The organism is Nocardiopsis sp. L17-MgMaSL7 (assembly GCF_003182025.1).
In the GTDB taxonomy this organism is placed as follows: domain Bacteria; phylum Actinomycetota; class Actinomycetes; order Streptosporangiales; family Streptosporangiaceae; genus Nocardiopsis; species Nocardiopsis prasina.
The window spans coordinates 26,718-50,634 of sequence record NZ_QGTF01000003.1 but is presented as its reverse complement, the minus strand read 5'-3'; the positions used below and the strand labels follow the sequence as shown (position 1 = coordinate 50,634).

Below are 23,917 nucleotides of genomic sequence, written 5' to 3'. Positions count from 1 at the left end.
TGTGGTGCCGGGTCGGCTACTCCTCGGGGCTGAGCCAGAGGGCCTCGGCGGCGACGAGCCCCAGGGCCTGCTCGCGCTCCTCCCCGCCCTTCTCCGGGCGGACCGCGATCTGGATGGATCCGGCGAAGGGCAGCCGTTCCACGACCTCCACCCGCATGCCGATACCGATGTCGATGTCGGCGAGGTAGCGCAGGAGTTCGGGGTCGGTGTCGTTGACCCGGACGATCACGCCGGTCGTGCCCGCCTCGGCCTCGGAGAGCAGCACGGACTCGCGCTCGACTATGACGCCCTCACGTGTGGGGATGGGGTCGCCGTGCGGGTCCACCACCGGGTTGCCCAGGTGGGCTGCGATGCGGTCGACGAACTTGTCCGAGACGACGTGTTCGAGGATCTCGGCCTCGTCGTGCACCTCGTCCCAGGAGTAGCCCAGCTCGGCCACCAGGTAGGTCTCCAGCAGCCGGTGGCGGCGCAGGACCGCCAGGGCCGCTTTGGTGCCGGTCTCGGTGAGGCTGACGTTGCCGTACCGCTGGTGCTCCACGAAGCCGAGTTCGTTGAGCTTGCGGAGCATCCCGGACACCGACGAATTGGACACCGACAGTCGCTCGGCCATCCCGGAGATCGTCACCGGTCCGGTTCCGCGCTCCTGGAGGTCATAGATGACCTTCACGTAGTCCTCGGCCGAAGTGGACGGTCGCGCCGGTGTGTTCCCCATGCCCGTAACCGTATCGCGGACCGCTCCCTGACCACGATTTCCGCACTGTTCCTGTGGACGAACCCCCGTCACACTTCCGGTGGGTCGCTCAGGCGTTGCAGCCGGGTGTGCGGGGGAGCTTGGTGGGCCGCCCCCGGGAGACGATCCGCGTGCCCGCGAGGCCGATCTCGCGGACCTGGGTCGAGCCGCAGACACAGCGCGACCACACGGTCAGCCCCGTGCCGGTCCGATGCTGGGAGAGCACCGCGAAGGGCTGTTCGTCCGGCCATCCGCAGTGTGGGCAGACACTGTTCATCGAGCACCTCTGGTTCGCTGTCGTCTTCCGCGATCCAGCATCACGCCCACGGACCCTCGCGGTCCAGGTTGAGTTTCTGGATGGCACTGTGAAGAATCGGCTACATGATCGATCTTCGTCGGCTGCGCATCCTCAGAGCGGTGGCCCACCACGGAACGGTGACCGCCGCCGCCGAGGCGCTGCACTTCACTCCCTCGGCGGCCTCACAGCAGATCCGCCAGCTCGCCAAGGAGTTGGACGTGCCACTGCTGGAACCCCAGGGGCGTGGTGTGCGGCTGACATCGGCCGCGCGAAGTCTGTTGGGGCACGCGGACGCGATCCAGGCCCGCTGGGAGCGGGCGGAGATCGAGATGCGCGGGCTGGAGGCGGAACCGGCCGGGCCGCTCCGGGTGGCGGGTTTCCCCGTCGTGTTGACCCGGCTGCTGGCGCCCATGGCCGCCGCTCTGCGCACAGCGTACCCGCGCCTGGACGTACGGATCCTCGAATCCGAGCCCGGGGACAGCCTCGACCTGCTCTTCCGGGGTGACATCGACCTCTCCATCGTGGAGTCCGCCCCCGGCACGCCCGCGTTGGACGACGCCCGCTTCGACCAGGCGCCCCTGTTCGACGACCCCTTCGACCTCCTGGTCGCCCGTGGGCACCGCCTCGCCGGGCGAGCGAGCGTGACGTTGATCGAGACCGCCCGTGAGCCGTGGGTGCTGCCGCGCCCGGACACGACCTGTCACGCGCACGCCCTGACCGCGTGCGGGGCTGTCGGGTTCACCCCGCAGGGCCGTCACCAGGCGCTGGAGTGGAGTTCCGTGGCGGCGCTGGTCGCCCACGACCTGGGGGTGGCGCTCGTGCCGAGGTCCGCGGACGTGTCCCCCGACCTGCCGGTCACCCGCGTGCGCCTGGAGGGTTCTCCGGTCCCGGCCCGCTCACTGCTGACCTTCACCCGTGCCGGAGCCCGGGGACGTCCCTCGGTCGCCGCCGCCGTCGCCGAACTGGAGCGTCTGGCCCCCGGCATGGTGGCCTGATCCTGTTCGCTCCGAGGTGCCCTCGGGACGGGGCGTCCCCTGGTGGTGGAGCGTTCGCCGCCCCCTCGCGTCGTCGCGGGGCCCGCTGTTCCTGGTCCTTTCCGGCTCCTTCCCCGAGGACCCCGCCTGACCTCGGTGAACTCCCCGTGGTTCCGGGTCTCCCCGGCCAGCCCGATACGTGACCCAAGTGACCACCAAAAAGAACGCTGACGAGCGGCGCGAACGCGGTTTCATCCGTGTTCGCGCCGTTATTGCCCTCGAGGACCATCGATTGGAGGTACCAAGTTCCGAAAACCTGACCCACGGCGAAGAACTCCCCTTGACACTGGGATGCGGCAGTGCGGGAAGGGAGATCATGAGGGACGTTCGGGTTCGGTACGTGTTGGCCTTCGACTCCTCGTGCGACAGGTGCGCGGACATCTCCACCACTGTGGAGTCCGTGTCGGGTGGTCGGCTGGAGACACTTCCGCTCACTCACCCGGAGGTGCGCGAGTGGCGGGTCCGTCAGTGGGGGCCCAACGCCCCCTGGGTCCCCACGCTGGTCCGGCACCGGGGTACCGAGGTCCGCTGCTGGAGCGGGGTCTCCATGGTCCGGCCGCTCCTGCGCGGCCTGGGCACGCAGGCGGCTCTGCGTGTCGTCGAGGCCCTGGGCGAACTCAGCCGCCAACGCCGCCGAGCCCCCTGGGAGCGGTCTCGGGTGTCCTCCCCCGGAACCTCGGTGCGGCCCCGGCTTCAGAGGCTGCGCGCGGGCTGGTTCGTCATCATGACCCTCGCGCTGGCGGGCCGTACTCCCGCGCTGGCCCGTTCCGACCACGGTCTGGCCCGCGAGTGGGTGGAGGCCAACCGCGACCGCCTGCCCAGGGACTACGACGCGTTCACCGCGCACCCCCTGGTCCACCGCCGCCTGGTCTTCGCGGAACTCCCTCCCCGTGCCCGCCGTGACCTGTGGCTGGAGCACCTGAGGCGTTACGAACGCGCTCACCCCCATCTCACCGCGGCGCAGCGCGAGGTGGTGCACCTGGCCCGGCGCACGCTGTCCGACGTTCTGGTGTTCCGCGACGGCCTCGACCCGGTCCGGGAACGCGAGCTACGCGGGCTGGCCGTCTCCGCGTTCGGCACGGAGGAGGCCCACGCGCTGCTGGCGACCCTGGGCCCCGACGAACCCGACTCGCGCGGCGGTGCCACCACGAGGGCGGAGCGCTGCGGAGCCTGGGAGCCCTGCCTGTCGAAGGGATGTACCGAGGTCCCCTTCACCTGTGGCACCGCCTGGATGTACACGCGGGACGGTATGCGCGCCCGCGCCGAACCAGCCGGTTAGCCCCCGAAGGTACGGTGCCTCCGCAAGACGGGGACCTCGGGAACGGGGGGACGAGGGGGATGAGTCCAGGACCTGGCGGTAGCGGCGAACCGAAGCTGACGGCATGGGCGCACCAGGGGGCGAGGAACGTCGAAACGACAACCCGCGCCAGGCGCCGGATTCTGTTCCGATGTTGCTCGCCCCCGCGGACCGGTGTGGTCAGGCCGCGCCCGGCACGGCCTCCCGGGCGCCCTTGCCCATGGCCCGTGATTCAGCCGCGTTCACCAGGCGGTCCTGCTCACCGCGCAGGGCGGCGCGGTCGGCCGCCGGAACCTCCCGCAGGGCCCTGCGCCGTCCCCGACGGGTAGCCAGCGCGAGCGAGGCCTCGCGCTCCCACCCGTGCTCGGCGCCCGCCTCCTCCAGTGCGCCGCGCAACCGCCGCAGGTGAGCTCGGCGCAGCACGAAGTAGAGAGCCATCGCGAGCACGAAATTCACCAGCGCCTTGACCACGACCGCCGACCCCTGGAGGAAGGGCAGGTTGATGGACGCGTGCATCCCCATGGCGAGCACCACCAGCAGCAGGGCCGCCGCAATGGTGCGGGGCGGCGGCCGCCGCCCCGCGGCCACCATCAGCCCCACCGCGGTGCCCGCGACCGCCGACAGCGCCCAGTGCGTGCCCATCCCCGTGAGCAGCACGCGCATGGCCGAGGACTGCACCACCAGGTCGACCCCGCCCAGACCGCCGCTCGAGGTCACCTCCTGCACGGCCATGAAGAAGTTCTCCGTCACCTGGAACCCCAGCCCCGTGAGCGCCCCGATGACGAATCCGTCCACCGGCCCCCTGACCGCGTGGGGGAACGCGACGGCGACCAGCACGACCCCGGCGAGCTTGAGCAGCTCCTCGTCGAGGGGTCCCGAGACCGCCGCGCCCCACGTGTCCGCCGCCTGCGGACCCATCGTCTTGGCCAGGACCGCGTCCAGCGCCTCGTTGGCGGTCAGGGCCAGCGCGGTCACGGCGAACAGCCCCCAGGCGACCGCCGCGAGCGACGCGGCCGTTCCGGGAGCACGCACGGGCCGGATGCGGCGCAGCAGCCAGTACCCGAACACCAGTGTGAGCGCGCCCAGAAGGAGCGCGCTCGCCCACACCGCGGGGAAGGCCACGGCGACGCCGAACACGCGGTACACCAGGGACCCGAGGGCGACCAGGCACACCAGGGCGATCAGCACGCCTGCGGCCTGTTGCGGCTCCAGCCCTCTTCCCGGGCTGCGCGCGGCGGTTCCGACTCCCGGACCGCGCCTGGGGGCCGGGGTCCCGCTGGCGGCGCGGCCGGTGGACCCGGATTCGTGTGGGGCCCTAACCATGTCCGGCCTCCCCGGAGAAAGTGATCATGTGCGCGAGGTCCTCCGGGGAGGGGCCGGGATCGCCGTCCGTGCCCTGCAGGACCATCCGGACCGCGTAGCTGTCACCGGGTGCAGGGAACAGCACGACGGCCCCCGGTCCTTGGGAGCGGCTCACGTCCGCCGCGAGCCCCTCCGTGCCGTCGGCGGAGACGACCGTCGCGGGCGCACCGATCTCGGTGGAGGGAGCCTGCGAGCGCAGGACCCTGCGTGCGCCCTCCCAGCGCCGGTCCGTGCCGGGGGCGGCCTCTGACTCCCCCGGCTGCCCGACATCGAGCACCAGGGAGCCGTGTTCGAGGCGGTAGGACTGCCCGGGGTGCGAGGCGGCCACGTCCATCTCCCAGCCGTCCTCGGGCACCACGAGTGCGGCGCGGGTCGTGCCGTCGCCTCCCAGGGCCAGTTCCTGTCCGGCCGTTACCGGGGTCTTGCCGGGGATCAGCGTGTTGACCAGTGACCACCCGGCCGTCACCAGGACGATCATCGCGACCGCGACTCCGACCGCGATCCATCCCGGTCCGGCCCGCCTTGTGGCCGTCTCCTGTTCCGTCACCGTGGACCTCCTCGTCCGAGCATGTGCTTGCCAGCAGACCCGGCGGCGGAAGGACGGCAAAAATGACACGCGTCACTTTGTGGGGTTTTGAACCGTTCTGAGAGTCGCTTGGTCGGGGCGGGGGTTGAGGAGTATCGGAACAGCATCCGCGCTGGGGAACCCCTGCCGCTCACCGGTCGGTGGTGGGGGCGTCCAGCGCGGCATCTATCGGCCTCGCTGGGCAGGGTGTGGCGACGGAGGGCGTCGGGCGTCCGCACCGTGAAGGAGTGGAGGGCACGGTGGTTCACCTCCGGGCTGGTCGCAGATGTGCGATGGCCTGGTCCGGGATCGGATACGGGCGTTCCCGCGGCAGCAGCGCGGCCGCCGTGTCCAGCTCACCTCGGCTCACCAGGTCGCGCAGCTCGTGGGCCAGGGGTGTGATGTCGGTGATCGACACCGTCCACTCGTCCGCGTAGCGGCGGGACGCCTCGCCGGACAGCCCCAACTGGAGGGAGCGGTACGCGAGCGGGTTCAGACGGAGGTCGCGTTCGGGGTCCCACTGGACACGCGACGGTGCCGCTCGCAGCTCCCGTTTCCAGGCGTCTCGGTCCGAGTGCAGACCGGGCTTGTAGTGCGACAGGGCGGAGCGGCGCAGGGCCCACTCGAACCCCTCGCGGGTGATCTCCACCGCCAGTACGGTCTCCTGGTTCGCCTTCCGCCCCCACCCGCAGCGGTACATCATCCAGAGGATCGACGGCTTGATCCAGGTCATCCGCTCGCGTTTCCACGACGCCGGGAAGCGGCCCTCACGTGCGGCGGGGACCCCGATCGCGGGGGCGTAGGCCTGGTAGACGGTGACCGTCGTGTCGGTGTACCTGGCCCTGATCTGGAACGGGGGAATGCTCATGGGAGACCACAGTGGCGCTGACCAGCGGGCGCGGCAACCGGATTTCCGCTGGCCAGCGCGGGGCCTCAGCCCATCAGCCTGAGCATCTCCTGGGCCAGCGGGGCTGAGGACGCGGGGTTCTGGCCGGTGACCAGGTTGCGGTCCACCACGACCTTGGGGGCCCAGGGCTCGCCCTCCTGAAAGTCCACCCCGGCCTCCACCAGGCGGTCCTGGAGCAGCCACGCGGCCTGGTCGGCCAGGCCCGCCTGGGTCTCCTCCGTGTTGGTGAACGCGCTCACCCGGTAACCGGCGAACGGGTTCGTGCCGTCCGGTCGCTCGGCCGCCAGCAGGGCGGCGGGGCCGTGGCAGACCACGCCGAGCAGCTTGCCCGTCTCCAGAGCGGTGGTGAGCAGGTCACCGGAGACGGTGTCCACCGCCAGGTCCTCCATGGGGCCGTGCCCTCCGGGCAGGTACACCGCGTCGTAGTCGCCGAGGTCGACCTCCTCCAGGCTGAGCGGCGAGTGGAGTTCGGTGAAGGAGTCCAACAGGGCGGAGACCCGGTCGGCGTTCTCCTGGCCGCCGTTGGCGCCCGCCTCCAGGCTGCCCCGGTCAACGGGAGGCACGACCCCGCCGGGGGTCGCGACGACGATCTCGTGTCCGGCGTCCCTGAAAGCCTCGTAGGGAGCGACGGCCTCCTCAGCCCAGAAACCGGTGGGGTGCCGGGTGCCGTCCGCCAGCGTCCAGTGGTCGGCGCCGGTCATCAGGAACAGGATCGTGGACATACTGGATCACTCCGCATGTGGGTTCCGCCTCGATGGTGCCGCTGACACTAGTTGCCCGGGCAGGCATGTTCCAACGGAACACCCTGTGTCCGCCGTCGGGGTTCGTCCGGCTTCCCGCGCCGCTGACCTCAGGAAACAGCCACGGTCGCGCCCCGGAAGGTGCGCCGGTAGGTGAGTGGGGACACCCCGATCGCGGCCCGCAGGTGCTGGCGCAGGGAGGTACCGGTGGCGAACCCGACCCGTCCGGCGATCTCGTCCACCGGAAGGCCCGTGGTCTCCAACAGGTGCCGCGCCCGCAGGACCCGCTGGTGGATCAACCACCGCCCCGGGCTCGTCCCGACCTCCTCGTTGAACCTGCGGATGAAGGTCCTCAAGCTCATGTGTGCGTGTTCGGCCAGATCAGACAGGGTTATTGGTTGATCAAGGCGGGCGAGGGCCCAACCGCGGGCCGCCGCCGTGCCCTCGCGTCCCGGCTCGGGGACCGGCCGTTCGATGTACTGGGCCTGGCCGCCGTCGCGCCAGGGCGGCACCACACAGGTACGCGCCACCCGGTTCGCGAGTTCGCTGCCATGGTCGGAGCGGACCAGGTGCAGGCACACGTCCACCCCCGAGGCCGCGCCCGCCGAGGTCAGGAGGTCGCCGTCGTCCACGAAGAGCACGTCCGGGTCCAGGAGCACCTTCGGGAACCAGGTGCGGAACGATTCGGTGAGGGCCCAGTGCGTGGTGGCCGGGCGCCCGTCCAGCCAACCGGCGGCGGCCAGCACGAACGCGCCGGTGCAGATCGAGACCACACGCGTGCCCGGGCGGATCGCGTCCAGGGCACCGGCGACCCGCGGGTCCAGCTCGCGGGAGAGCAGCCCGGCGTCGAAGGGCGGGATGACCACGGTGTCCGCGCTGGCCAGGACATCGGGACCATGCTCGACCGTGACCGCGAAGTCGGCGTTGGTGGGAACCGAGGGTTCGCCGGAAGAACAGGTCAGCACCTCGTACCGGCCGTTCGCGGCCCCGAGGACGCGGCTGGGGATACCCAGCTCGAAAGGGTAGACACCAGGCAGGGCCAGAACAACGACGCGATGCGGAACGCTCATGGCACGATCCTATTCAAAGATGACAATCATGCCATGGTGCGCCGATCCCGAACCCGAGAGGCTGGAGCCATGAACGCAGACCACAGCACCATGCGCGCCATCAGCCAGGACACCCACGGCGGTCCGGAGGTCCTCCAGGAGGTACGGGTCCCCACACCCAGTCCCGGGCCCGGCGAGATTCTGGTCTCCGTCCGCGCGGCCGGGGTCAACCCGACCGACTGGAAGCACCGCGCCGCGGCGGGCTTCGTGAACCGCCTCCCCCTCGTCCTGGGCTGGGACGTGTCCGGGGTCGTGGAGTCCGTGGGGTACGGGGTGACGATCCACCAGCCGGGCGACGAGGTCCTCGGAATGCTGCCCTACCCGCACGGAGCGGGCTCGCACGCCGAGTTCGTCACCGGCCCCGCGCGGGCCTTCGCCCGTAAACCCGCCGGTGTCGACCACGTCCAGGCCGGGGCGCTGCCGCTGGCCGCGCTCACCGCTCACCAGGCTCTGGTGGACACCGCCGGGCTTCGCTCGGGGCAGCGCGTGCTGGTGCACGCGGCCGCCGGAGGCGTCGGCCACCTCGCCGTGCAGATCGCCAAGGCGCACGGGGCCTATGTCGTGGGCACCGCCAGCACGCCCAAGCACGACTTCCTGCGTGAGCTAGGCGCCGACGAAGTGATCGACTACCGCGAGGTCGACTTCGCCGAGGCCACCAGCGACATCGACGTGGTTCTGGACCCGCTGGCCGGTGACGTGGCGGAGCGCTCCCTGAAGGTGATGCGCTCGGGCGGGACTCTGGTCTCCCTGCTGCCCCTGCCCGGGGAGGTGGTGGAGCGGGCCGCCCAACGTGACATTCGAGCGGTGTCGATGCTGGTCGAGGACGACCACGCCGGGATGGAAGCGATCGCCGAACTCGTGGCCGAAGGGGCTCTGAAGGCGCACGTGGAGGCGACGTTCCCGCTGTCCGAGGCCGCGAAGGCCCACTCCCTGGGCGAGACCGGCCGGACCACGGGGAAGATCGTCCTGGTCATGGAGGACGATTAGGCGGGAGAACTGGAAAGGCTGAGTCGGATTTGTCTGTTTCTGGAGAACTTGCAAAAACAGACCCTTGCCGCCGGTAAGTTCGCAGGTGAAAAAGGGTGCTCCCCGCGCACGCGGGGATGGTCCCTACAGCGGGGTGGTGGGCGGCGTCGAGTTCTTGTGCTCCCCGCGCACGCGGGGATGGTCCAGCTCGCTCACTCCAGATCCACTCCAGATGGAAGTTCCCCGCGCACGTGGGATTGGGTCGCATCAGGCTGAGGTGGTCGCCTGCGGCTCAAGGGTTCCTGATCCGGTCACGGGCATGGGTCTCGCCCTGCGAAGGCAGAGCCCAACCCGAGCCTGAGCCCGCTGACGACGAGCCGAAGGAGAACCACGGCGACCGCTGAGACTGATCCCTGACGTGCGACGAGGCAAGGCCTCTTGCTCGGGTGGTACGCGTTGCTACCGGCCTCGGGCTGGGACCTCGGCCTTGAGGAGCATCTCCTCGTACTCGTCCTCGGGGTCGGAGTCCAGCACGATCGCCCCGCCAGCGCCCACGGTGACCTCACCGTTGGCGTGCACGGCCGTGCGGATGACGATGCTGAGGTCCGCCTCGCCGGTGTGCGAGACGTAGCCCAGCGCCCCGGAGTACACACCTCTGGCCGAGGACTCCAGCCGGTCGATGAGCTCCATCGTGCGCAGCTTCGGTGCACCGGTCATCGAACCGCCCGGGAAGCAGGCGCGGACCGCCTCCAGCGTCGACACCTCCGGGCGCAGCCGTCCTCGGACGGTCGAGACCAGCTGGTGCACGGTCGCGTACGACTCCGTGTACATGAAGGCGGGCACCTCCACGCTGCCGACCTCGCACACGCGGCCGAGGTCGTTGCGGAGCAGGTCCACGATCATGAGGTTCTCGGCGCGGGTCTTGGCGCCGGTGCGCAGCTCGGAGGCGATGCGGGCGTCCGCCACCGGGTCGGTGTGGCGGGGCGCGGTGCCCTTGATGGGGCGGCTCTCGGCAACACGCTCCGCATCCACGCGCAGGAAGCGCTCGGGTGAGGCGCTGAGCACGGTCACCCCCCGGGCTCGCAGGAACGCGGCGTAGGGGGCGGGGCTTGCGGCACGCAGGCGGCGGTAGAAGTCCAGGTCGCCACCGTCGCCGAGGTCGGGCAGACGGACCCGGTTGGTCAGGCAGATCTCGTAGCTCTCGCCGTCGGTCAGGTGGCCCAGACACGTCTTGACGTCGTCCACGTAGGCGTCGCGGGACTGTTCCAGGAGCGAGGCCAGGTCGACCGGCGTGAGCGAGGGCGCGGGTTCGGGCAGCGGGGGGAGGTCGCCCAGGGCCGCGAGCGTGTTCCGGACCCACTCGTCCGCGTCTGGCTCATCGTCCGCGCAGACCACGTGGGTACGGCCCTCGTGGTGGTCGACGGCGACGAACCGGTCGCAGCGCATCCACACGGCGTCCGGGGTGTCGGCCGTGTGCGCCTGGTCGGCCCCGCAGTCGGCCTTGAGTTCGTAGCCGAAGTAGCCCACGTAGCCGCCGGTGAAGCCGAAGGGCAGTCCGGTCGGGCGGGGTGTGTGGCGGGTGCGGCGTTCCAGTGCCCCGAACACGTCACCGGGTTCCTCGCGGGTCCCGGTGGTGGTGTGCACCCACACGCCCGTGTCGCCGACGTCGTAAGTGAGGACCTCGGAGGCGTCCCCGAGGAAGGAGAAGCGGGCGGGCCCCTCGGGGCGGGAGCTGTCCAGCCAGAAGGCGTGTTCGGAGCCGCCGTACAGGTGGGCGAAGGCGCGCTCGGTGTCCACCGCGTGGGGCAGTGACTCGGAGCGGATCGAAGGGCCGCTCTCGGTGTCGTTCCTGGTGGTCGGCCCCTGGGCGCTGTGGCCGGTGGACGCCCCCCGGTGGTCGCGGGCCAGTGCCAGGAAGTTGGCGACCAGGTCGGTTCCGTGCTCGCTGGCGACGGACTCGGGGTGGAACTGCACCCCCCAGCGCGGCAGGTCGCGGTGGCTCAGACCCATCACCACGCCGTCCTCGGCCCAGGCGGTGGCCACGAGGTTCTCGGGCAGGGGCTCGGACACGGCGAGGGAGTGGTAGCGCACGGCGGTGAAGTCCTGCGGCACCCCTGAGAAGAGCCCTGTGCCGTCGTGCCGGACCCGGGTCAGGTGTCCGTGGCGGGGCTGGGGCGCCGCGTTCACCTCGGCTCCGGCCAGGTGTGCGATGGCCTGGTGCCCCAGGCACACCCCGAGGACCGGCAGGTCCGTGTGCGCGAGGAGTTCGGTGACGCGTCCCAGGTCGCGGGCGTTCTGCGGGCGACCGGGGCCCGGGGACACCACGACGGCGTCCACGGTGGCGAGGTCGAGTTCGGACCAACGGGGGTCGTCGTTGGTCAGGACCAGGGGCTCCGTGCCGAGCACCTCGGCGAGGAGCTGGAACAGGTTGTACGTGTAGGAGTCGTGGTTGTCCACGAGGAGAACGCGCATCCCGCCCTTTCTGGGACCGGCCGTTGGATCGCGATGTCCCAGATTACGCCGTTCTGGGTGGTTCAAGGATCGCCAGCCCTGGTGGTGGGACCGGGCAGGCTGTAGACAGGGAGAGCGGCGGGCGCGCCGGTCCGCTCACTGTCGAAGGTAGGGACGCCGTGAACGTCTTCATCGCCGTGGTCGCGATCGTGGTCGTGCTGGGCCTGGCCTTCTTCTTCGTCCTCACCGTCACCGAGGTCGGTCAGCTGCTCACGCGTCGTCGCACCGGACCGTCGATCGCTCCTCCCCCGGCCACGGACGCCGCCACTCAGGAGCTGCGCATGCGCTATGCCCGGGGTGAGATCAGCCGGGAGGAGTACCTCCAGCGCAAGATCGACCTCGAGGAGTTCTGAGCAACCGGAGACGCACGTCACACGCATGGGCTGATTGACACTCCGGCCGGAGTGGGTACAGTTCTCCTCGTCCTGTTGTCTACGATCGAGGTGGACGTTGCGCATCTGAGGTTCGCGATCATCACGCGGTGCGGCGCCGGTTTCCGGCTGTCCGACGCGTGCATGGAACCTCGGTGCAGGAGCCGTCCCTGACTCGACCAGGACTCCCCTCGCCTTCCCTCCCGGCGCAACGCCGTGTGGTGCTCGCACACGAAGCCCTTTCCACACCGCTTCTGACTGCGAGAACACCCATGTCCAAGACCAGCACCACCACGAGTGCCGTTGCCTGCTCCGACCTGGCCTTCCAGTGGAAGGACGGCACCGTCGTGTTCGACGGACTGTCCCTCACCCTCGGCCGGGGCCGCACCGGACTGGTCGGCACCAACGGCGCTGGCAAGTCCACCCTGCTACGGCTCCTGGCCGGTCAGCTGCGCCCCGCACGGGGTTCGGTGACCGTCGGCGGGAGCCTGGCCTACCTGCCGCAGAACGTCACGCTCGACACCGGCATGCGGGTCGACCAGGCGATGGGCATCGCCGACACACGCGCAGCCCTGCACGCCATCGAGGCCGGAGACGCCTCCGAGCAGCACTTCGAGACGGTCGGCGACGACTGGGACATCGAGGAGCGCACCCTGGCGACCCTGGGTTCGCTCGGGCTGGGCGGGATCGGCCTGGACCGCAGCGTCGGCCAGCTCTCCGGCGGCGAGACCGTCCTGCTGCGCCTGGCCACGGTCCTGTTGGAGCGCCCCGACGTGCTCCTGCTCGACGAACCCACCAACAACCTGGACCTCGTCGCACGCCGCCGGCTCTACGAGACGGTGGAGACCTGGCGGTCGGGCTCCCTGGTGGTGGTCAGCCACGACCTGGAACTCCTGGAACGGGTGGACCGGATCGCGGAGCTGCGGACCGGCTCGGTGACCATCTACGGCGGCGGCTGGACCGCCTACCAGGAGGCACTGGCCGTGCAGCAGGAGGCGGCCGAACGGACCCTGCGCGCGGCCGACGCCGACGTGCGCCGGCAGAAACGGGAACTGGAGGAGACCCAGGTCAAACTGGCCCGACGCCAGCGCACCGCCAAGAAGGCGGCCATCGACGGAGGAATCCCGAAGATCGTCCAGGGCGCGCTCAAGCGGGCCGCCCAGGAGTCCGCGGGCAAGCTCCGGGGCACCCACGAGGACCGGCTCGACGAGGCGCGCGAACGCCGCGAGGAGGCGGCCGACGCGGTGCGCGACGACGCGGAGATCCGGGTGGAGCTACCCCACACCGAGGTTCCCAACGGCCGTGACGTGCTCAGTCTGCGCGGGGTGCGTCCCCGGTTCGGCCGTCTGGTCTCGGGTGACCTGCTGGTACGCGGACCGGAGCGGATCGCCCTGGTGGGACGCAACGGAGCGGGCAAGACCACGCTGCTGCGAGCCGTGGCCGGGCAGGAGAGCCCGGTGGAGGGCGAGGTCGACGTGTCCGTGCCCGTACGGTTCCTGCCACAGCGGCTGGACGTGCTGGACGAGTCCCTGAGCGTCGCGGAGAACGTCTCCGATGCCGCTCCGGGCGTCAGCGTCCAGCACATCCGCGCCCAGCTGGCACGGTTCCTGTTCAAGGGGAACCGGGCCGCGCAGGTCGCGGGGACGCTGTCCGGCGGCGAACGCTTCCGGGCCGCCCTGGCGGCGACCATGCTGGCCTCCCCGGCCCCGCAGCTGTTGATGCTGGACGAGCCCACCAACAACCTGGACCTGTCGAGCGTCCGGCAGTTGACCAGCGCCCTGGAGGCCTACCAGGGGGCGCTGCTGGTCGCCAGCCACGACCTGCGCTTCCTGGAGTCCATCGGGATCACCCGCTGGCTGCTGCTCGACGAGGAGCTTCGGGAGACCACCGCCGAGGAGGTACGCGAGCTGTTCACCGGCGCACCGGACGAACGGTGACCCCCGCGGCGGCTTCGGTGGCGTGCGCCCCTCAGGGGGCGGACGCGCCGGGGTAGGTGCCGAACGACCAGAGGTTGCCCTCCGGGTCGCGCACCCCGAACTCACGGGAGCCGTAGTCGGTGTCCGCGAGGGGGCGGGTGACGTCCGCGCCCCGGGCGGTCACCCGCTCGTACAGGGCGTCCGGGTCGGTGGTGACCACGTAGGTCCCCGCCGTCCCGGGCTGGCGCGACCACTCGCCTCCGGGCTTGTGGGTGCCGAGCATGAGACCGCCGCTGCCCTCGGGCCACAGCAGTTCGGCGTGGGCCACGGTGTCGCCGTCGTCGTGACGCGCCGCGAGCACGAAGCCGAAGGTCTCGACGTAGTAGTCGATCAGTCTGGGTGCGTCCACGGCCTGGAGCGTGCTCCAGACGGTGGGATTCGTGTTGTTCATGGTGTCCATTCTTCGTGTGGGGCGCGGGCCACGTCTTGGATGTTTCGGAACTCCCTGATCAGCCAGGACCCCGGGGAGAGTCCGGTGAAGCGCACGAACTCCCTGTTCAGGTGTGCCTGGTCGCTGTACCCGGCTTCGAGGGCCACCTCGGCGAGCCGGGCCCGGCCGTGCACGTGAACGTCCTGGGTGATCAGGGTGCGTGCGTACTCGAAGCGCATCAGGGTCGCCACCGTCTTGGGCGACCGCCCGACCTCGCGGTGGAAGAGGGTGCCCAGGTGGCGCGCGCTCACGCCGACCTCCCGAGCGAGCTCGGCCACGGGGAACCGACCATGGCTGCGGGCCAGCAGCTCCCAGGCGTGCACGACCTCACTCCTCGGAGCCACCGCGCCCAGGTCGCGGTGGCGCGCCACGAGGTAGTGGCGGACCAGCGCGAACGACGCGTCCCACCCGGGCGCCTCGGTCAGCCGCTCGTGGACCTCGGTGGCGGCGCGTCCCAGCAGGTCCGAGGCGTCGAACCCGTCGGAGTCGCCCACGGCCAGTTCCGCCCCCGGCACGCCGAAGAGCGCGCGGGAGGCGAGGGGGTGCACCGAGACCTGGACCCCGGACTGTCCCGGCCGCTGGTTCACGTGGGTCGCCCGGGTGTGGAGTCCGCCCAACAGCACCGGGCTGGGGCGGGCGTCGGCCAGTCGGTCCGGGGTGTCGGCGGCCTCGACTCCGTCGTCCAGGCTGAGGATGAGGGTCAGGGTCGCCGACGGCAGACCGAGGTGGACGGAGTCGGGCGCGTCGCGGTTGCGGTAGCCGACCATCGCGGCCACCCCGGGAGCGCTGTCGGGGGCCGCCACCGCGAAGTCCCAGGTGTGGCCCCGTTCCCTGCCGTCCACGCTTCCAGCCTAGCTCCGTTCCGTGCCCCCTATCTGCCCCCCTGAGGCCGGAGTCGGAGGCCCCCGAAGGGCGAGATGGGGCTCTGACCAGCCTAGCCTCGCATCTCCTCCAGGGTCTTGCCCTTGGTCTCCCGCACGAACTTGAGCACGAAGAAGAAGGACAGCAGGGCGAAGGCCGCGTAGATCGTGTAGGAGCCCGGCAGGCTCCAGTCCCGCAGGCTCGGGAAGCTCACGGTGATCAGCCAGTTGGCCAGCCACTGGGTGGCGGTGGCCACGCCCATGGCGGCGGCGCGGATGCGCAGCGGGAACATCTCTCCCAGCAGCACCCACACGACCGCGCCCCACGACAGGGCGAAGAACAGCACGAACGAACTGGCCGCGACCAACGCCACCACGCCCCACATGAAGGGGAGTGTGACCTCTTCGCCGGAGCCGGTGGCGTGGCTGAACGCGAAGGCGGCCAGACCCAGCGCCACGGTCATGCCCGCCGACCCCGCCAGCAGCAGGGGTTTGCGCCCCACCCGGTCCACCAGCATGATCGCGATGACCGTGCCCACGATGTTCACCAGGGAGGTGAACAGACTCAGCAGCAGCGAGTCGGTCTCGGCCACGCCCACGGACTGCCACAGGGAGCTGGAGTAGTAGAAGATGACGTTGATGCCCACCAACTGTTGGAAGGCGGAGACCGCCATACCGATCCACACGATGGGCAGCAGGCCGTACTTGCCGGTGAGGTCACGCAGGCTGGGCCGTACCTCCGACCCCAGGGCCTCCTTGATCTCCCCGATCCGCCGGTCGATCCGAGCGGTCCCGCCGCCCTCGACCTCGCCCAGGATGGTCCGGGCCCGGTCCACGCGCCCCACCCGCACCAGGTATCGGGGCGACTCGGGGATGACCAGGCTCAACCCGAGGTAGACCAGTGCGGGCAGCGCCTCCACGGCCAGCATCCACTGCCACGCCTGCACCGGCCCGAGCATGTTGTGCGCGCTGCCGTCCGCCTCCTGGGCGATCGCGTAGTTCACCAGCTGGGAACAGGCGATTCCCAGCACGATGGCGAGTTGTTGCAGGGAGGCCAGGCGGCCACGGTAGGCGGCGGGCGAGACCTCGGCGATGTAGGTCGGTGCGATCACCGAGGCCATACCGATCGCCACGCCGCCGATGATCCGCCAGAAGGTCAGGTCCCAGATGGAGAACGGGAGGGCCGAACCGATGGCGCTCACCGCGAAGAGCACACCGGCGATCTGCATGGCCCGGATGCGGCCGAGCCGGTCGGCGAGGTTGCCCGCCGCCGCGGCGCCCACCACACAGCCCAGCAGCGCGGAGGCGACAGTGAACCCCAGGATCCCGGGGCCCACCTCGAACCGCTGCTGGATGGCGTCGACCGCGCCGTTGATCACGGCGCTGTCGTAACCAAACAAGAAGCCACCCATCGCGGCCGCGGCCGCGATCATGGTCACGTGGGCCAGGTTCGCGTCACCGGCCCCCGCCGGAGATGCCCCGGTATTGCTCACATCTGCCTCTTCCCAGTTCACAGGCGCGCATGGGTAGCGCGCCCGTGCTCCACAGTGACAGATCAGCGCCCTCCGGTCCCGGAGCGCAACGCGAACCGGGAACGCACCAGACCGCGGTGGGAGGCACCTCGCCAGCTGCCCCCTCTCCCGAATTTCTCCCACCCGAGACCGAGCCGGAGCAGGCGACATGAACGTCCGGGGCCGATCCGGCGAGCCAGAGGGGTCCCACGAGCCGACCGGGCGGCTCTCCGACGCGGTGCTGGAGGAGGAAGGGATCAGGCAGCAGTGCGTAGTCCAGCGGCTGGCGGGGCCGCTTCGGTTCTCTCCACCAGCCACGCCCAGGACCGGTGACCCGGCCAGCGGTCGCTCGTCACACGGTGCGCTTCAACTCAGCCGTTTGCCGAATGAAGTGCGCGATGTGTGGGGGAACCGGTGCGGGAAGGCGGTCAGGATCGCAGAACCGCAGGGCCTGCCCCTCCCCCAGCACCAAGTCCCGCTCGGCACCGTCCCAGTCCGCGTGGAACACCCTGTCCTGCCCTCCGGGGTGTTCGTCCACGCTCACTTCGCTGACGACGTCGAGGACGATCCCCGTCTCCTCGGCCACCTCCCGGCGAGCCGCCCGCTCCCATGACTCGCCCGCTTCCCGGTGCCCGCCCGGCAGGCTCCAGTGACCGGGCCAGCAGATGCCCTCGATGTCGTCGCGAAGCTGGAGCAGCACCTGGCCGCGCCCGTTGGTGATCACTACGACGCACCCGGCAGGGTCGGTGTCGGCCACGGGCTTCTCCTCTGGTCGTGAGAGCGGTCCCCCACCGTAGCGAGGGACCGCTCCGCTCCGCGCACCGGGGACGGACCAGGCCCCGTGTTCGGTGGTCTCCCGCACGGCGCCCTCCACCCGGCGGTTCCCCGGCCGCGCGGCCGGACCGACCAGTCGACCATCTCCGCCTCCACGGCCGCGCTGTTCGTGGACCTCTAGGTGGTGGGGTGCTGGGTCGGGCGGCCGAGCTGGCGCACCTGCCACCCGGCCGCCTGCCAGACGGGAACGTCGATGGCGTTGCGCACATCGACCACGATGCGACGAGCGACGACCTCCCCCAGGCTGCTCGGCAGGTCCGCGTCCTGGGTGAAGTGGGGCCATTCGGTACCGATGACGAGCAGGTCGGCGTCGGTGGCCGCCTCGGCAGCGGTGGCCGCGTAGGAGTACTCCGGGTGCAGACGCCGCGCGGCCGCCACCGACTCGGGGTCGTGGATGCGTACCTGCGCGCCGTCCTGGTGCAGCAGCCCGGCCAGCCGCAGCGCCGGGCTGCTGCGGACGTCGGAGGTTCCGGCCTTGAAGGAGGCGCCGAGCACCCCGATGCGGGCGCCGTCCACCGGCCCCTGGTTGGCGGCCTCCACCAGCGCCTGCGCGGAGTGCAGCTGCGCGGTGTTGACCTCCTGGACCGCGCCCAGCATCGCGGCGGCCTGGTGGGCGCCGAGTTCGTTGATGCGGTGGGTGAAGGCGGCCACGTCCTTGGGCAGGCAACCGCCACCGAACCCGATGCCGGGACGCATTCCCTTGGGGCCGATCCGCTCGTCCAGGCCGAGCGCGTGGGCGATGGCGTTGACGTCGGCGCCCGTGTGGTCGGCGACCTGGCTCATGGCGTTGATGAAGGAGATCTTCGTGGCCAGGAACGCGTTGGCGGCGGACTTGAGCACCTCGGCGGTGGCCGGGGTGGTGACGATCATGGGTGTGCCGCGGTCCAGGATCGGCGCGTACACCTCGCGCACGGCCAGTTCGGCTTCCTTGGAGGACACTCCGGCCACGATCCGGTCCGGGTAGAGGGAGTCGTGGATGGCGTGGCCCTCACGCAGGAACTCCGGGTTCCACGCCAGGTGGGCTTCGGGCGCGTGTCCGGTGAGGATGCGCTCCAGACGGGCGGCGGTGCCCACGGTCACCGTGGACTTGCCCACGACCGTGGCCGGTCCGGTCAGCAGCTTGGCCAGGGCGCGTACGGCGCCCAGGACCTGGGAGACGTCGTATCCCTTGCGGTCCTCTCGCAGGGGGGTGCCCACGCACACGAAGTGCAGGTCGGCGAACTCGGCGGCTTCGGCGAGGCTGGTGGTGAACCGCAGCCGCCCCGAGGCGGTGTGGCGCTCCAGCAGTTCGCCCAAGCGGTCCTCGAAGAAGGCCGACTGGCCGCTGTTGAGTGACTTGACCGCGTCGGCGTTGAGTTCCACACCGACGACGTCGTGGCCCAGTTCCGCCATCGCCGCGGCGTGCGGGGCGCCGAGGTGACCACAGCCGATCACGGATACGCGCATGGTCGCTGCTTTCTGAGAGTGGTGTCCAAGCGCGCGCCCGTCGGGCGGGCGCGCCCTGGCGACGCTACCGGGACCAGGTCGTCTGACATCCGGTTTTCGAGCACCGAAACACCGGTCGGTTCACAGCCCGAACCCGTGGGGGTGCCCGGCCGCTCCTCGTGCGGGCCGGGGCCGACCTGGTTTCGGGGCCGTCAAGCACGGTGACGCGCGCCCGTTCACCAACGAACGACGCGGGCCCTGGGGGACCCGCGCCGCACGTGAACCGGGAGGTGTCAGCAGCCGGTGCTGCTGGTGATGGTGGTGTTGCCGTAGTAGCGGATCGACACCCCGTTGAGCACCGCGCGGACCACGGTGCCGTTGACACGCTGTTCGTAGTGCAGGTGCGGGCCGGTCGACCCGCCGGTGCTGCCGACCTTGCCGATGACGGTTCCGGTGCTCACCCTGGTGCCCACCGAGACCGCCTGCGAGTTGAGGTGCGCGTAGAGGGTGGTGACGCCGCTGCCGTGGTCGATGACGATGTACTTGCCGTAGCTGGTGTTGCCCCGGTCGGCGACCGTGGTCACGGTGCCCGCGGCACTGGAGCGCACGTTCTGGTTCAGGGCGTTCGAGCGCTGGAAGTCGACCGCCAGCTGCGGGTTGTGGTTGGTGCGGGTGTTGGCGTTCCAGACCTGACCGCAGTCGAAGGGTGTGCGCAGGTTGACCGCGGCTACTGCCTGTTCGCTCGCCACGGCACTCACCGGCACGAGTACGACGGTCAACAGGGCGGTGGCCAGAAGCATGCTCAGACGCCGGAACAGCGCGCCGGAACGGGGGAACTTCATGGGGGTCCTTTCCTCGCGGGAACGGGGGTGCGAGAACTACGGAGGCTCGATACCCACATGAACGACGGAAATCACGAAACGGGACTGATCATCTTGAATCTCGTTATCGGCGCGAGCGTGCGGAACGGTACGAATGTCGAACACGCGTACCCGGTTCCTCGTGAAACAGGGACTCACCTCGAAGGGTGTCCTTCGGGGGGCGGATGCAGATCTCTTCCGCTGGGGACGGATCACCCAAAAGGCTCTCCCTTCCCCCGGTATGCGGTCATTCACGAAATTCAGAACAACGACCCCGGACGTCGTCGCGAGAGGAAAGACGAACGCGATTCCCTCACGGGCCGAAACCGCCCCTCGAACACGGCGCGGGCCCCGGTGTTCCCGGGGCCCGCGCCGTTCGCGCAGGAGCGTCAGGGTGCCGGGGTGGTCTCCACGACCGCGTCCGGGCAGTTCTCCGCGACGGAGTCGAGAGCCGCGCGCTCGACCTCGTCCACCGTCAGTCCCCAGCGCGTCTTCACCGTGGTCCACTCGGTGACGTAGCGGCAGTGCGCGTCGGCCGCCGGGGGCAGCCACTGGGCCGGGTCCTTGTCGGCCTTGGAGCGGTTCGACGCGGCGCTGACCGCGACCAGCGCGACGGGCTCGTCCAGGTCGTTGGCGTAGGCCTGACGGCGTTGGGTGCTCCACTGCGACGCGCCCGAGTCCCAGGCCTCCGCCAGCGGCACCATGTGGTCGATGTCCAGCCCGCGGGCGTCGGTGAAGGTGCGGTCGTCGTAGTAGGAGTACCACTCGCCTCCGCTCAGGCGGCACCGCTCGCCGACCTCGGGCGCGGTGACGGCCTCCTCCAGCAGCACCTCCGCCCGGGTGTTGCAGCCGTTCCTGTCGGCGTCCACCCAGTGGGGGAAGAGGCTTCGGTCGTAACCCTCCCGGGACTCCTCGGCCACGGTGAGGGCTTCGATCGCCTCGGTGAGGGGGGTGGGGGCGGCGTACGCGGGGGCCGGTGCCAGGAGGAAGGCGGCGGCGAGGGGAAGGAGGGCGAGTGCTGCCGAACTTCGGATCATGCGAACGTGACCTTTCCATGGGAATTACCGAACGTGATGATCCAGGCCCCGGAGTGTTCGTGGCAAACCGACACCCCGAAAGGATCGGGCGACCGTGAAACACGGTGCAAGCAGCGCAAATGAGAAATTCGTGCGGGAATTGCCGAGCGTCGAACCGGCCCCTTCCCTTACCCTGGGTGGATGATCGTCCGGAACGCCACCGGCCGCGACGGGCCCGCGATCACCGACCTCATGATCCGAGCGGCGCCGCATTTCGACACGAAGGGCTACCCGGAGCAGCTCCTGCCTCCCGGGATGGTGGTCCTCGTCGCGGAGGAGGAGGGTCGGGTGGTCGGCTGGTTGGAGGCCGTGCTCGACTGGGCGTACACGGGGCCCGGTGCGCCTGCTCCCCCGCCCCACGGGTACGTGCTCGCGGTCGTTGTGGACCCCGAGCGACGCAGGCGCGGGATCGGTTGCGCCCTGCTGGAACGGTACGTGCGCCAGGCGCGCGAGGCCGGGACCAGGTGGGTGTTCCTGTTGCCGGAGGGAGGTGAGGGCGTGGAGGGCAGACTCGCGTTCTTCCGCGCCGCCGGGTTCACCCCGCTTCCGGTCACGGACGACCCGCTGCCGCCCATGGGCCGGTGGACGGGGGCGGACGAGACCGCCCACCGGCAGAGTTGAGCCACTGCGGCCGCGCCACGGCACACAAGACTTCGATCGGTTTCTTGGCGGGTTCCGGCACTGCGCGGACGCGCCCCCACCCCCCAGGATCGTCCCGTGACGACTTTCCACGCTTGCCTCCACGCACTGTCCGAGAAGGCCCTGCGCCGTGAGGTCCCCACCCGCGACGAACTCCTGAGGGTGTTGACCAGCTCCGACGACGACCTGATGGACCTGGTCGCCGCCGCCTCGCGGGTCCGCCGTCGCTACTTCGACCGCCGGGTCAAGCTCAACTACCTCGTGAACATGAAGAGCGGCCTGTGCCCGGAGGACTGCTTCTACTGCTCCCAGCGCCTCGGGTCCCAGGCCGAGATCGTCAAGTACACCTGGCTCAGGCCCGACCAGACCCGCGAGGCCGTCGCGCACGGGGTGAAGGCCGGTGCCAGCCGCGTGTGCCTGGTGGCGAGCGGGCGCGGACCCACGGACCGCGACGTGGACCGCCTCGCCCCCGCCGTGGCCGGGATCAAGGAGGAACACCCGGAGGTGGAGGTGTGCGCCTGCCTCGGCCTGCTCTCCGAGGGCCAGGCCGACAGGCTCCGCGAGGCCGGGGTCGACGCCTACAACCACAACCTCAACACGTCGGAGGAGCGTTACTCCGACATCTGCACCACGCACGAGTTCGCCGACCGGGTCGACACGGTCGAACGTGCCAAGCACGCCGGGCTGTCCCCCTGCTCGGGGCTGATCGCGGGCATGCGCGAGACCGACGACGATCTCGTCGACGCCCTGTTCGCCCTGCGTGACCTGGGTCCGGACTCGGTGCCGGTCAACTTCCTGATGCCGTTCGACGGCACACCCCTGGAGGGCACCTGGGAACTGACTCCGCAGCGCTGCCTGCGCGTCCTGGCCGCCACCCGGTTCGTCTTCCCCGACGTGGAGGTGCGCCTGGCGGGCGGGCGCGAGATCCACCTGCGCTCCCTCCAGCCCCTGGCCCTGCACATCGCCAACTCGATCTTCCTCGGCGACTACCTCACCAGCGAGGGGCAGGAGGGCCGGGACGACCTGGAGATGATCGCGGACGCGGGATTCGTGGTCCAGGGCGCGGGAGAGCCGACCCTCCCGGGCGAGCGCCACGACCTGCTGAGGACCCGCCAGCGGGGGGCGGGAACCGACCTGCCGCCCAACGCCTGACGGGGGGTGGGCGCCGCGCGCTTCGCGGCGCCCCTCACCGAGGCTCTCGCTCCGGACCTGGAGTCAGGCCACGGAGGGGGTCTGGTTCCGGTCGGGAACGAAAGCGGACAGGTCCACCCCGGGGTCCTCACCCATCGCGAGCCGGGCGGCGACCACCCCCTGGTAGGGACCGAAGGTGAGCCCCTGGGAGCCCAACCCCGTGGCGACCAGCACGCCGGGCAGCCGCTCGATGGGACCGAGCAGCTGCTGGCCGTCGTGGGTACCGGGCCGGAACCCCACACGCGTCTCGACCACGCTGGCCTCGGCCAGCTCCGGGAGCAGCTCCAGCGCGGTGGACAGGTTGCGCGAGAGCCCGGCAGCGGTCACCCTGCGGTCGAACCCCGCCTCGGGCTCGGTCGTGCCGCCGGTGACCACCCGGTTGGGCGCGAAGGCGCTCACGTAGTAGTCGCGTTCCCCGAACCGCACCACCGGCCAGGAGCGGGTGTTCTGCTCCGGGAGCGCGAAGTGGGTCATCTTACCGCGCACCGGGTGCACCCCCAGCTCGACTCCGGCGACCGACAGCAGGCCCGCGGACCACGCCCCGGCCGCCACGATCACGATCGGTGCCTCCAGGTCCTCCTTGCCCACCCGTACGCCGGTGACGCGGTGGCCGTTCCACAGCAGGCTGGAGTCGCCCTTGTAATAGTGCAGTCCGCGCTCCCCCGCGGCGGTGAACAGGGCGGACCGGACTCGGCGCCCGTCGATCCGGGCCATGCCGCCGATGTGCACGCCCGCGTAGGGTTCGGGCAGCAGCGGGAAGTGTCGCCGGGGCTCCCCCTCCGCCAACCGCTCCACCCGGCCCATGGTGGCGAACTCGGGGCGCTCGGAGAGCGTGCGCAGCAGCTCGAAGCCCGCGTCGCCGCCCTCGCGGTCCACCGACATCCCACCGACCACCTCGTACCCCGTGGTCTGTCCGTCCTCGGCCAGCTCCGCCATGAGCCCCGGGTAGTGCTCGGCGGCGCGGGCCTTGAAGTCCCACACCGGTGGCGCGTCCCAGGGGAACGGCCACGGGAACACGACCCCCGTCCCGGCCGCCGTGGCCTGTCCCAGGTGGGAGGCGTCCACCAGAGCCGTGGACACCCCCTTCTTCGTCAGGTGGAAGGCCGCGCTGGCCCCCACGACCCCGCCGCCGACAACGATCACGTCCATACGTCCACCCTGCCGCTCCCCGCGCCGACGGACAAGCCGTTCGCTCCGCGTGCCGGTCCGCGAAACGGGGTAGGGA

Annotated in this window: 23 protein-coding genes; 7 read left to right on the top strand and 16 right to left on the bottom strand. The window is 70.7% G+C overall.

All coding sequences use genetic code 11. From position 1 onward, the window contains the following. Positions 1–16: 16 nt before the first annotated feature. Both BDW27_RS05620 and BDW27_RS05615 read right to left on the bottom strand, forming a co-directional pair. A complete protein-coding gene (locus BDW27_RS05620; RefSeq protein ID WP_017543326.1) occupies positions 17–712 on the bottom strand; it encodes a metal-dependent transcriptional regulator in 696 nt (231 codons plus the stop codon). Between the two features lie 88 nt (positions 713–800). Next, positions 801–1,007, bottom strand: coding sequence for a hypothetical protein (locus tag BDW27_RS05615; RefSeq protein ID WP_110048490.1), 207 nt, complete (start codon positions 1,005–1,007; stop codon positions 801–803). Between the two features lie 104 nt (positions 1,008–1,111). On the opposite strand from BDW27_RS05615, the gene BDW27_RS05610 reads away from it, so the two are divergent. Together BDW27_RS05610 and BDW27_RS05605 are read left to right on the top strand one after the other, a co-directional pair. Further along, positions 1,112–2,023, top strand: coding sequence for a LysR family transcriptional regulator (locus BDW27_RS05610; RefSeq protein ID WP_110048489.1), 912 nt, complete (start codon positions 1,112–1,114; stop codon positions 2,021–2,023). Between the two features lie 355 nt (positions 2,024–2,378). Further along, a complete protein-coding gene (locus tag BDW27_RS05605) occupies positions 2,379–3,341 on the top strand; it encodes a bacteriocin fulvocin C-related protein (protein ID WP_110048488.1) in 963 nt (320 codons plus the stop codon). 198 nt (positions 3,342–3,539) lie between these two features. On the opposite strand, the gene BDW27_RS05600 is transcribed toward BDW27_RS05605, so the two are convergent. The 5 genes from BDW27_RS05600 to BDW27_RS05580 form a co-directional block, all read right to left on the bottom strand. Next, a complete protein-coding gene (locus tag BDW27_RS05600) occupies positions 3,540–4,682 on the bottom strand; it encodes a PrsW family intramembrane metalloprotease (protein WP_110048487.1) in 1,143 nt (380 codons plus the stop codon). Then, positions 4,675–5,268, bottom strand: coding sequence for a hypothetical protein (locus BDW27_RS05595; protein WP_110048486.1), 594 nt, complete (start codon positions 5,266–5,268; stop codon positions 4,675–4,677). Before BDW27_RS05595 ends, BDW27_RS05600 begins: the two co-directional genes overlap by 8 nt. Positions 5,269–5,551: 283 nt before the next feature. After that, positions 5,552–6,154 (bottom strand): DUF4291 domain-containing protein, encoded by a 603-nt coding sequence (locus tag BDW27_RS05590; protein WP_110048485.1) that lies wholly within the window; start codon positions 6,152–6,154, stop codon positions 5,552–5,554. Positions 6,155–6,219: 65 nt separating this feature from the next. Further along, entirely contained in the window at positions 6,220–6,915 is a 696-nt protein-coding gene (locus BDW27_RS05585) for a type 1 glutamine amidotransferase domain-containing protein (RefSeq protein ID WP_110048484.1), read from the bottom strand. A gap of 128 nt (positions 6,916–7,043) precedes the next feature. Beyond that, positions 7,044–8,003: a GlxA family transcriptional regulator gene (locus BDW27_RS05580; protein WP_110048483.1), complete on the bottom strand. Its 960-nt coding sequence runs from the start codon at positions 8,001–8,003 to the stop codon at positions 7,044–7,046. Positions 8,004–8,072: 69 nt separating this feature from the next. On the opposite strand from BDW27_RS05580, the gene BDW27_RS05575 reads away from it, so the two are divergent. After that, entirely contained in the window at positions 8,073–9,029 is a 957-nt protein-coding gene (locus BDW27_RS05575) for an NADP-dependent oxidoreductase (protein ID WP_199560550.1), read from the top strand. 438 nt (positions 9,030–9,467) lie between these two features. On the opposite strand, the gene pabB is transcribed toward BDW27_RS05575, so the two are convergent. Then, positions 9,468–11,480, bottom strand: a complete 2,013-nt coding sequence (gene pabB / locus BDW27_RS05570) for an aminodeoxychorismate synthase component I (RefSeq protein WP_110048482.1) — start codon at positions 11,478–11,480, stop codon at positions 9,468–9,470. A 158-nt stretch (positions 11,481–11,638) separates the two neighbouring features. Between pabB and BDW27_RS05565 the strand changes: the two genes are divergently transcribed. Then, complete coding sequence (locus BDW27_RS05565) at positions 11,639–11,872, top strand: SHOCT domain-containing protein (protein WP_110048481.1); 234 nt, start codon at positions 11,639–11,641, stop codon at positions 11,870–11,872. 290 nt (positions 11,873–12,162) lie between these two features. After that, entirely contained in the window at positions 12,163–13,827 is a 1,665-nt protein-coding gene (locus BDW27_RS05560; RefSeq protein ID WP_110048480.1) for an ABC-F family ATP-binding cassette domain-containing protein, read from the top strand. A gap of 31 nt (positions 13,828–13,858) precedes the next feature. On the opposite strand, the gene BDW27_RS05555 is transcribed toward BDW27_RS05560, so the two are convergent. The 7 genes from BDW27_RS05555 to BDW27_RS05525 all read right to left on the bottom strand — a co-directional run bounded on the left by BDW27_RS05555 (position 13,859) and on the right by BDW27_RS05525 (position 20,823). Next, positions 13,859–14,257, bottom strand: coding sequence for a VOC family protein (locus BDW27_RS05555; RefSeq protein ID WP_110048790.1), 399 nt, complete (start codon positions 14,255–14,257; stop codon positions 13,859–13,861). Beyond that, positions 14,254–15,138, bottom strand: a complete 885-nt coding sequence (locus BDW27_RS05550) for a helix-turn-helix domain-containing protein (RefSeq protein WP_110048479.1) — start codon at positions 15,136–15,138, stop codon at positions 14,254–14,256. The genes BDW27_RS05555 and BDW27_RS05550 overlap by 4 nt, the downstream gene beginning before the upstream one ends. Positions 15,139–15,230: 92 nt before the next feature. Further along, positions 15,231–16,649 (bottom strand): sugar porter family MFS transporter, encoded by a 1,419-nt coding sequence (locus tag BDW27_RS05545; RefSeq protein WP_110048478.1) that lies wholly within the window; start codon positions 16,647–16,649, stop codon positions 15,231–15,233. A 370-nt stretch (positions 16,650–17,019) separates the two neighbouring features. After that, positions 17,020–17,424, bottom strand: coding sequence for an NUDIX domain-containing protein (locus BDW27_RS05540; protein WP_110048477.1), 405 nt, complete (start codon positions 17,422–17,424; stop codon positions 17,020–17,022). Positions 17,425–17,618: 194 nt separating this feature from the next. Further along, complete coding sequence (locus tag BDW27_RS05535; protein WP_199560548.1) at positions 17,619–18,947, bottom strand: UDP-glucose/GDP-mannose dehydrogenase family protein; 1,329 nt, start codon at positions 18,945–18,947, stop codon at positions 17,619–17,621. 272 nt (positions 18,948–19,219) lie between these two features. Beyond that, on the bottom strand, positions 19,220–19,768 hold the full coding sequence (locus BDW27_RS05530; protein WP_017543306.1) for a M23 family metallopeptidase: 549 nt from the start codon (positions 19,766–19,768) through the stop codon (positions 19,220–19,222). Positions 19,769–20,175: 407 nt separating this feature from the next. Then, positions 20,176–20,823, bottom strand: a complete 648-nt coding sequence (locus BDW27_RS05525) for an HNH endonuclease family protein (RefSeq protein WP_110048475.1) — start codon at positions 20,821–20,823, stop codon at positions 20,176–20,178. 180 nt (positions 20,824–21,003) lie between these two features. Here BDW27_RS05525 and BDW27_RS05520 point away from each other — a divergent pair, with 180 nt between their 5' ends. Together BDW27_RS05520 and bioB are read left to right on the top strand one after the other, a co-directional pair. Further along, positions 21,004–21,483: a GNAT family N-acetyltransferase gene (locus tag BDW27_RS05520; RefSeq protein WP_017543304.1), complete on the top strand. Its 480-nt coding sequence runs from the start codon at positions 21,004–21,006 to the stop codon at positions 21,481–21,483. Between the two features lie 96 nt (positions 21,484–21,579). Next, on the top strand, positions 21,580–22,653 hold the full coding sequence (bioB, locus tag BDW27_RS05515) for a biotin synthase BioB (RefSeq protein WP_110048474.1): 1,074 nt from the start codon (positions 21,580–21,582) through the stop codon (positions 22,651–22,653). A gap of 63 nt (positions 22,654–22,716) precedes the next feature. On the opposite strand, the gene BDW27_RS05510 is transcribed toward bioB, so the two are convergent. Continuing rightward, entirely contained in the window at positions 22,717–23,841 is a 1,125-nt protein-coding gene (locus BDW27_RS05510; protein ID WP_110048473.1) for an FAD-binding oxidoreductase, read from the bottom strand. Positions 23,842–23,917: the final 76 nt, after the last annotated feature.

Bases quoted from the DNA above. Each gene is read 5' to 3' on its own strand.
- BDW27_RS05620 (WP_017543326.1), bottom strand. From the start codon at position 712: ATGGGGAACACACCGGCGCGACCGTCCACTTCGGCCGAGGACTACGTG.
- BDW27_RS05615 (WP_110048490.1), bottom strand. From the start codon at position 1,007: ATGAACAGTGTCTGCCCACACTGCGGATGGCCGGACGAACAGCCCTTC.
- BDW27_RS05610 (WP_110048489.1), top strand. From the start codon at position 1,112: ATGATCGATCTTCGTCGGCTGCGCATCCTCAGAGCGGTGGCCCACCAC.
- BDW27_RS05605 (WP_110048488.1), top strand. From the start codon at position 2,379: ATGAGGGACGTTCGGGTTCGGTACGTGTTGGCCTTCGACTCCTCGTGC.
- BDW27_RS05600 (WP_110048487.1), bottom strand. From the start codon at position 4,682: ATGGTTAGGGCCCCACACGAATCCGGGTCCACCGGCCGCGCCGCCAGC.
- BDW27_RS05590 (WP_110048485.1), bottom strand. From the start codon at position 6,154: ATGAGCATTCCCCCGTTCCAGATCAGGGCCAGGTACACCGACACGACG.
- BDW27_RS05585 (WP_110048484.1), bottom strand. From the start codon at position 6,915: ATGTCCACGATCCTGTTCCTGATGACCGGCGCCGACCACTGGACGCTG.
- BDW27_RS05580 (WP_110048483.1), bottom strand. From the start codon at position 8,003: ATGAGCGTTCCGCATCGCGTCGTTGTTCTGGCCCTGCCTGGTGTCTAC.
- BDW27_RS05575 (WP_199560550.1), top strand. From the start codon at position 8,073: ATGAACGCAGACCACAGCACCATGCGCGCCATCAGCCAGGACACCCAC.
- pabB (WP_110048482.1), bottom strand. From the start codon at position 11,480: ATGCGCGTTCTCCTCGTGGACAACCACGACTCCTACACGTACAACCTG.
- BDW27_RS05560 (WP_110048480.1), top strand. From the start codon at position 12,163: ATGTCCAAGACCAGCACCACCACGAGTGCCGTTGCCTGCTCCGACCTG.
- BDW27_RS05555 (WP_110048790.1), bottom strand. From the start codon at position 14,257: ATGAACAACACGAATCCCACCGTCTGGAGCACGCTCCAGGCCGTGGAC.
- BDW27_RS05535 (WP_199560548.1), bottom strand. From the start codon at position 18,947: ATGCGCGTATCCGTGATCGGCTGTGGTCACCTCGGCGCCCCGCACGCC.
- BDW27_RS05530 (WP_017543306.1), bottom strand. From the start codon at position 19,768: ATGAAGTTCCCCCGTTCCGGCGCGCTGTTCCGGCGTCTGAGCATGCTT.
- BDW27_RS05525 (WP_110048475.1), bottom strand. From the start codon at position 20,823: ATGATCCGAAGTTCGGCAGCACTCGCCCTCCTTCCCCTCGCCGCCGCC.
- BDW27_RS05520 (WP_017543304.1), top strand. From the start codon at position 21,004: ATGATCGTCCGGAACGCCACCGGCCGCGACGGGCCCGCGATCACCGAC.
- BDW27_RS05510 (WP_110048473.1), bottom strand. From the start codon at position 23,841: ATGGACGTGATCGTTGTCGGCGGCGGGGTCGTGGGGGCCAGCGCGGCC.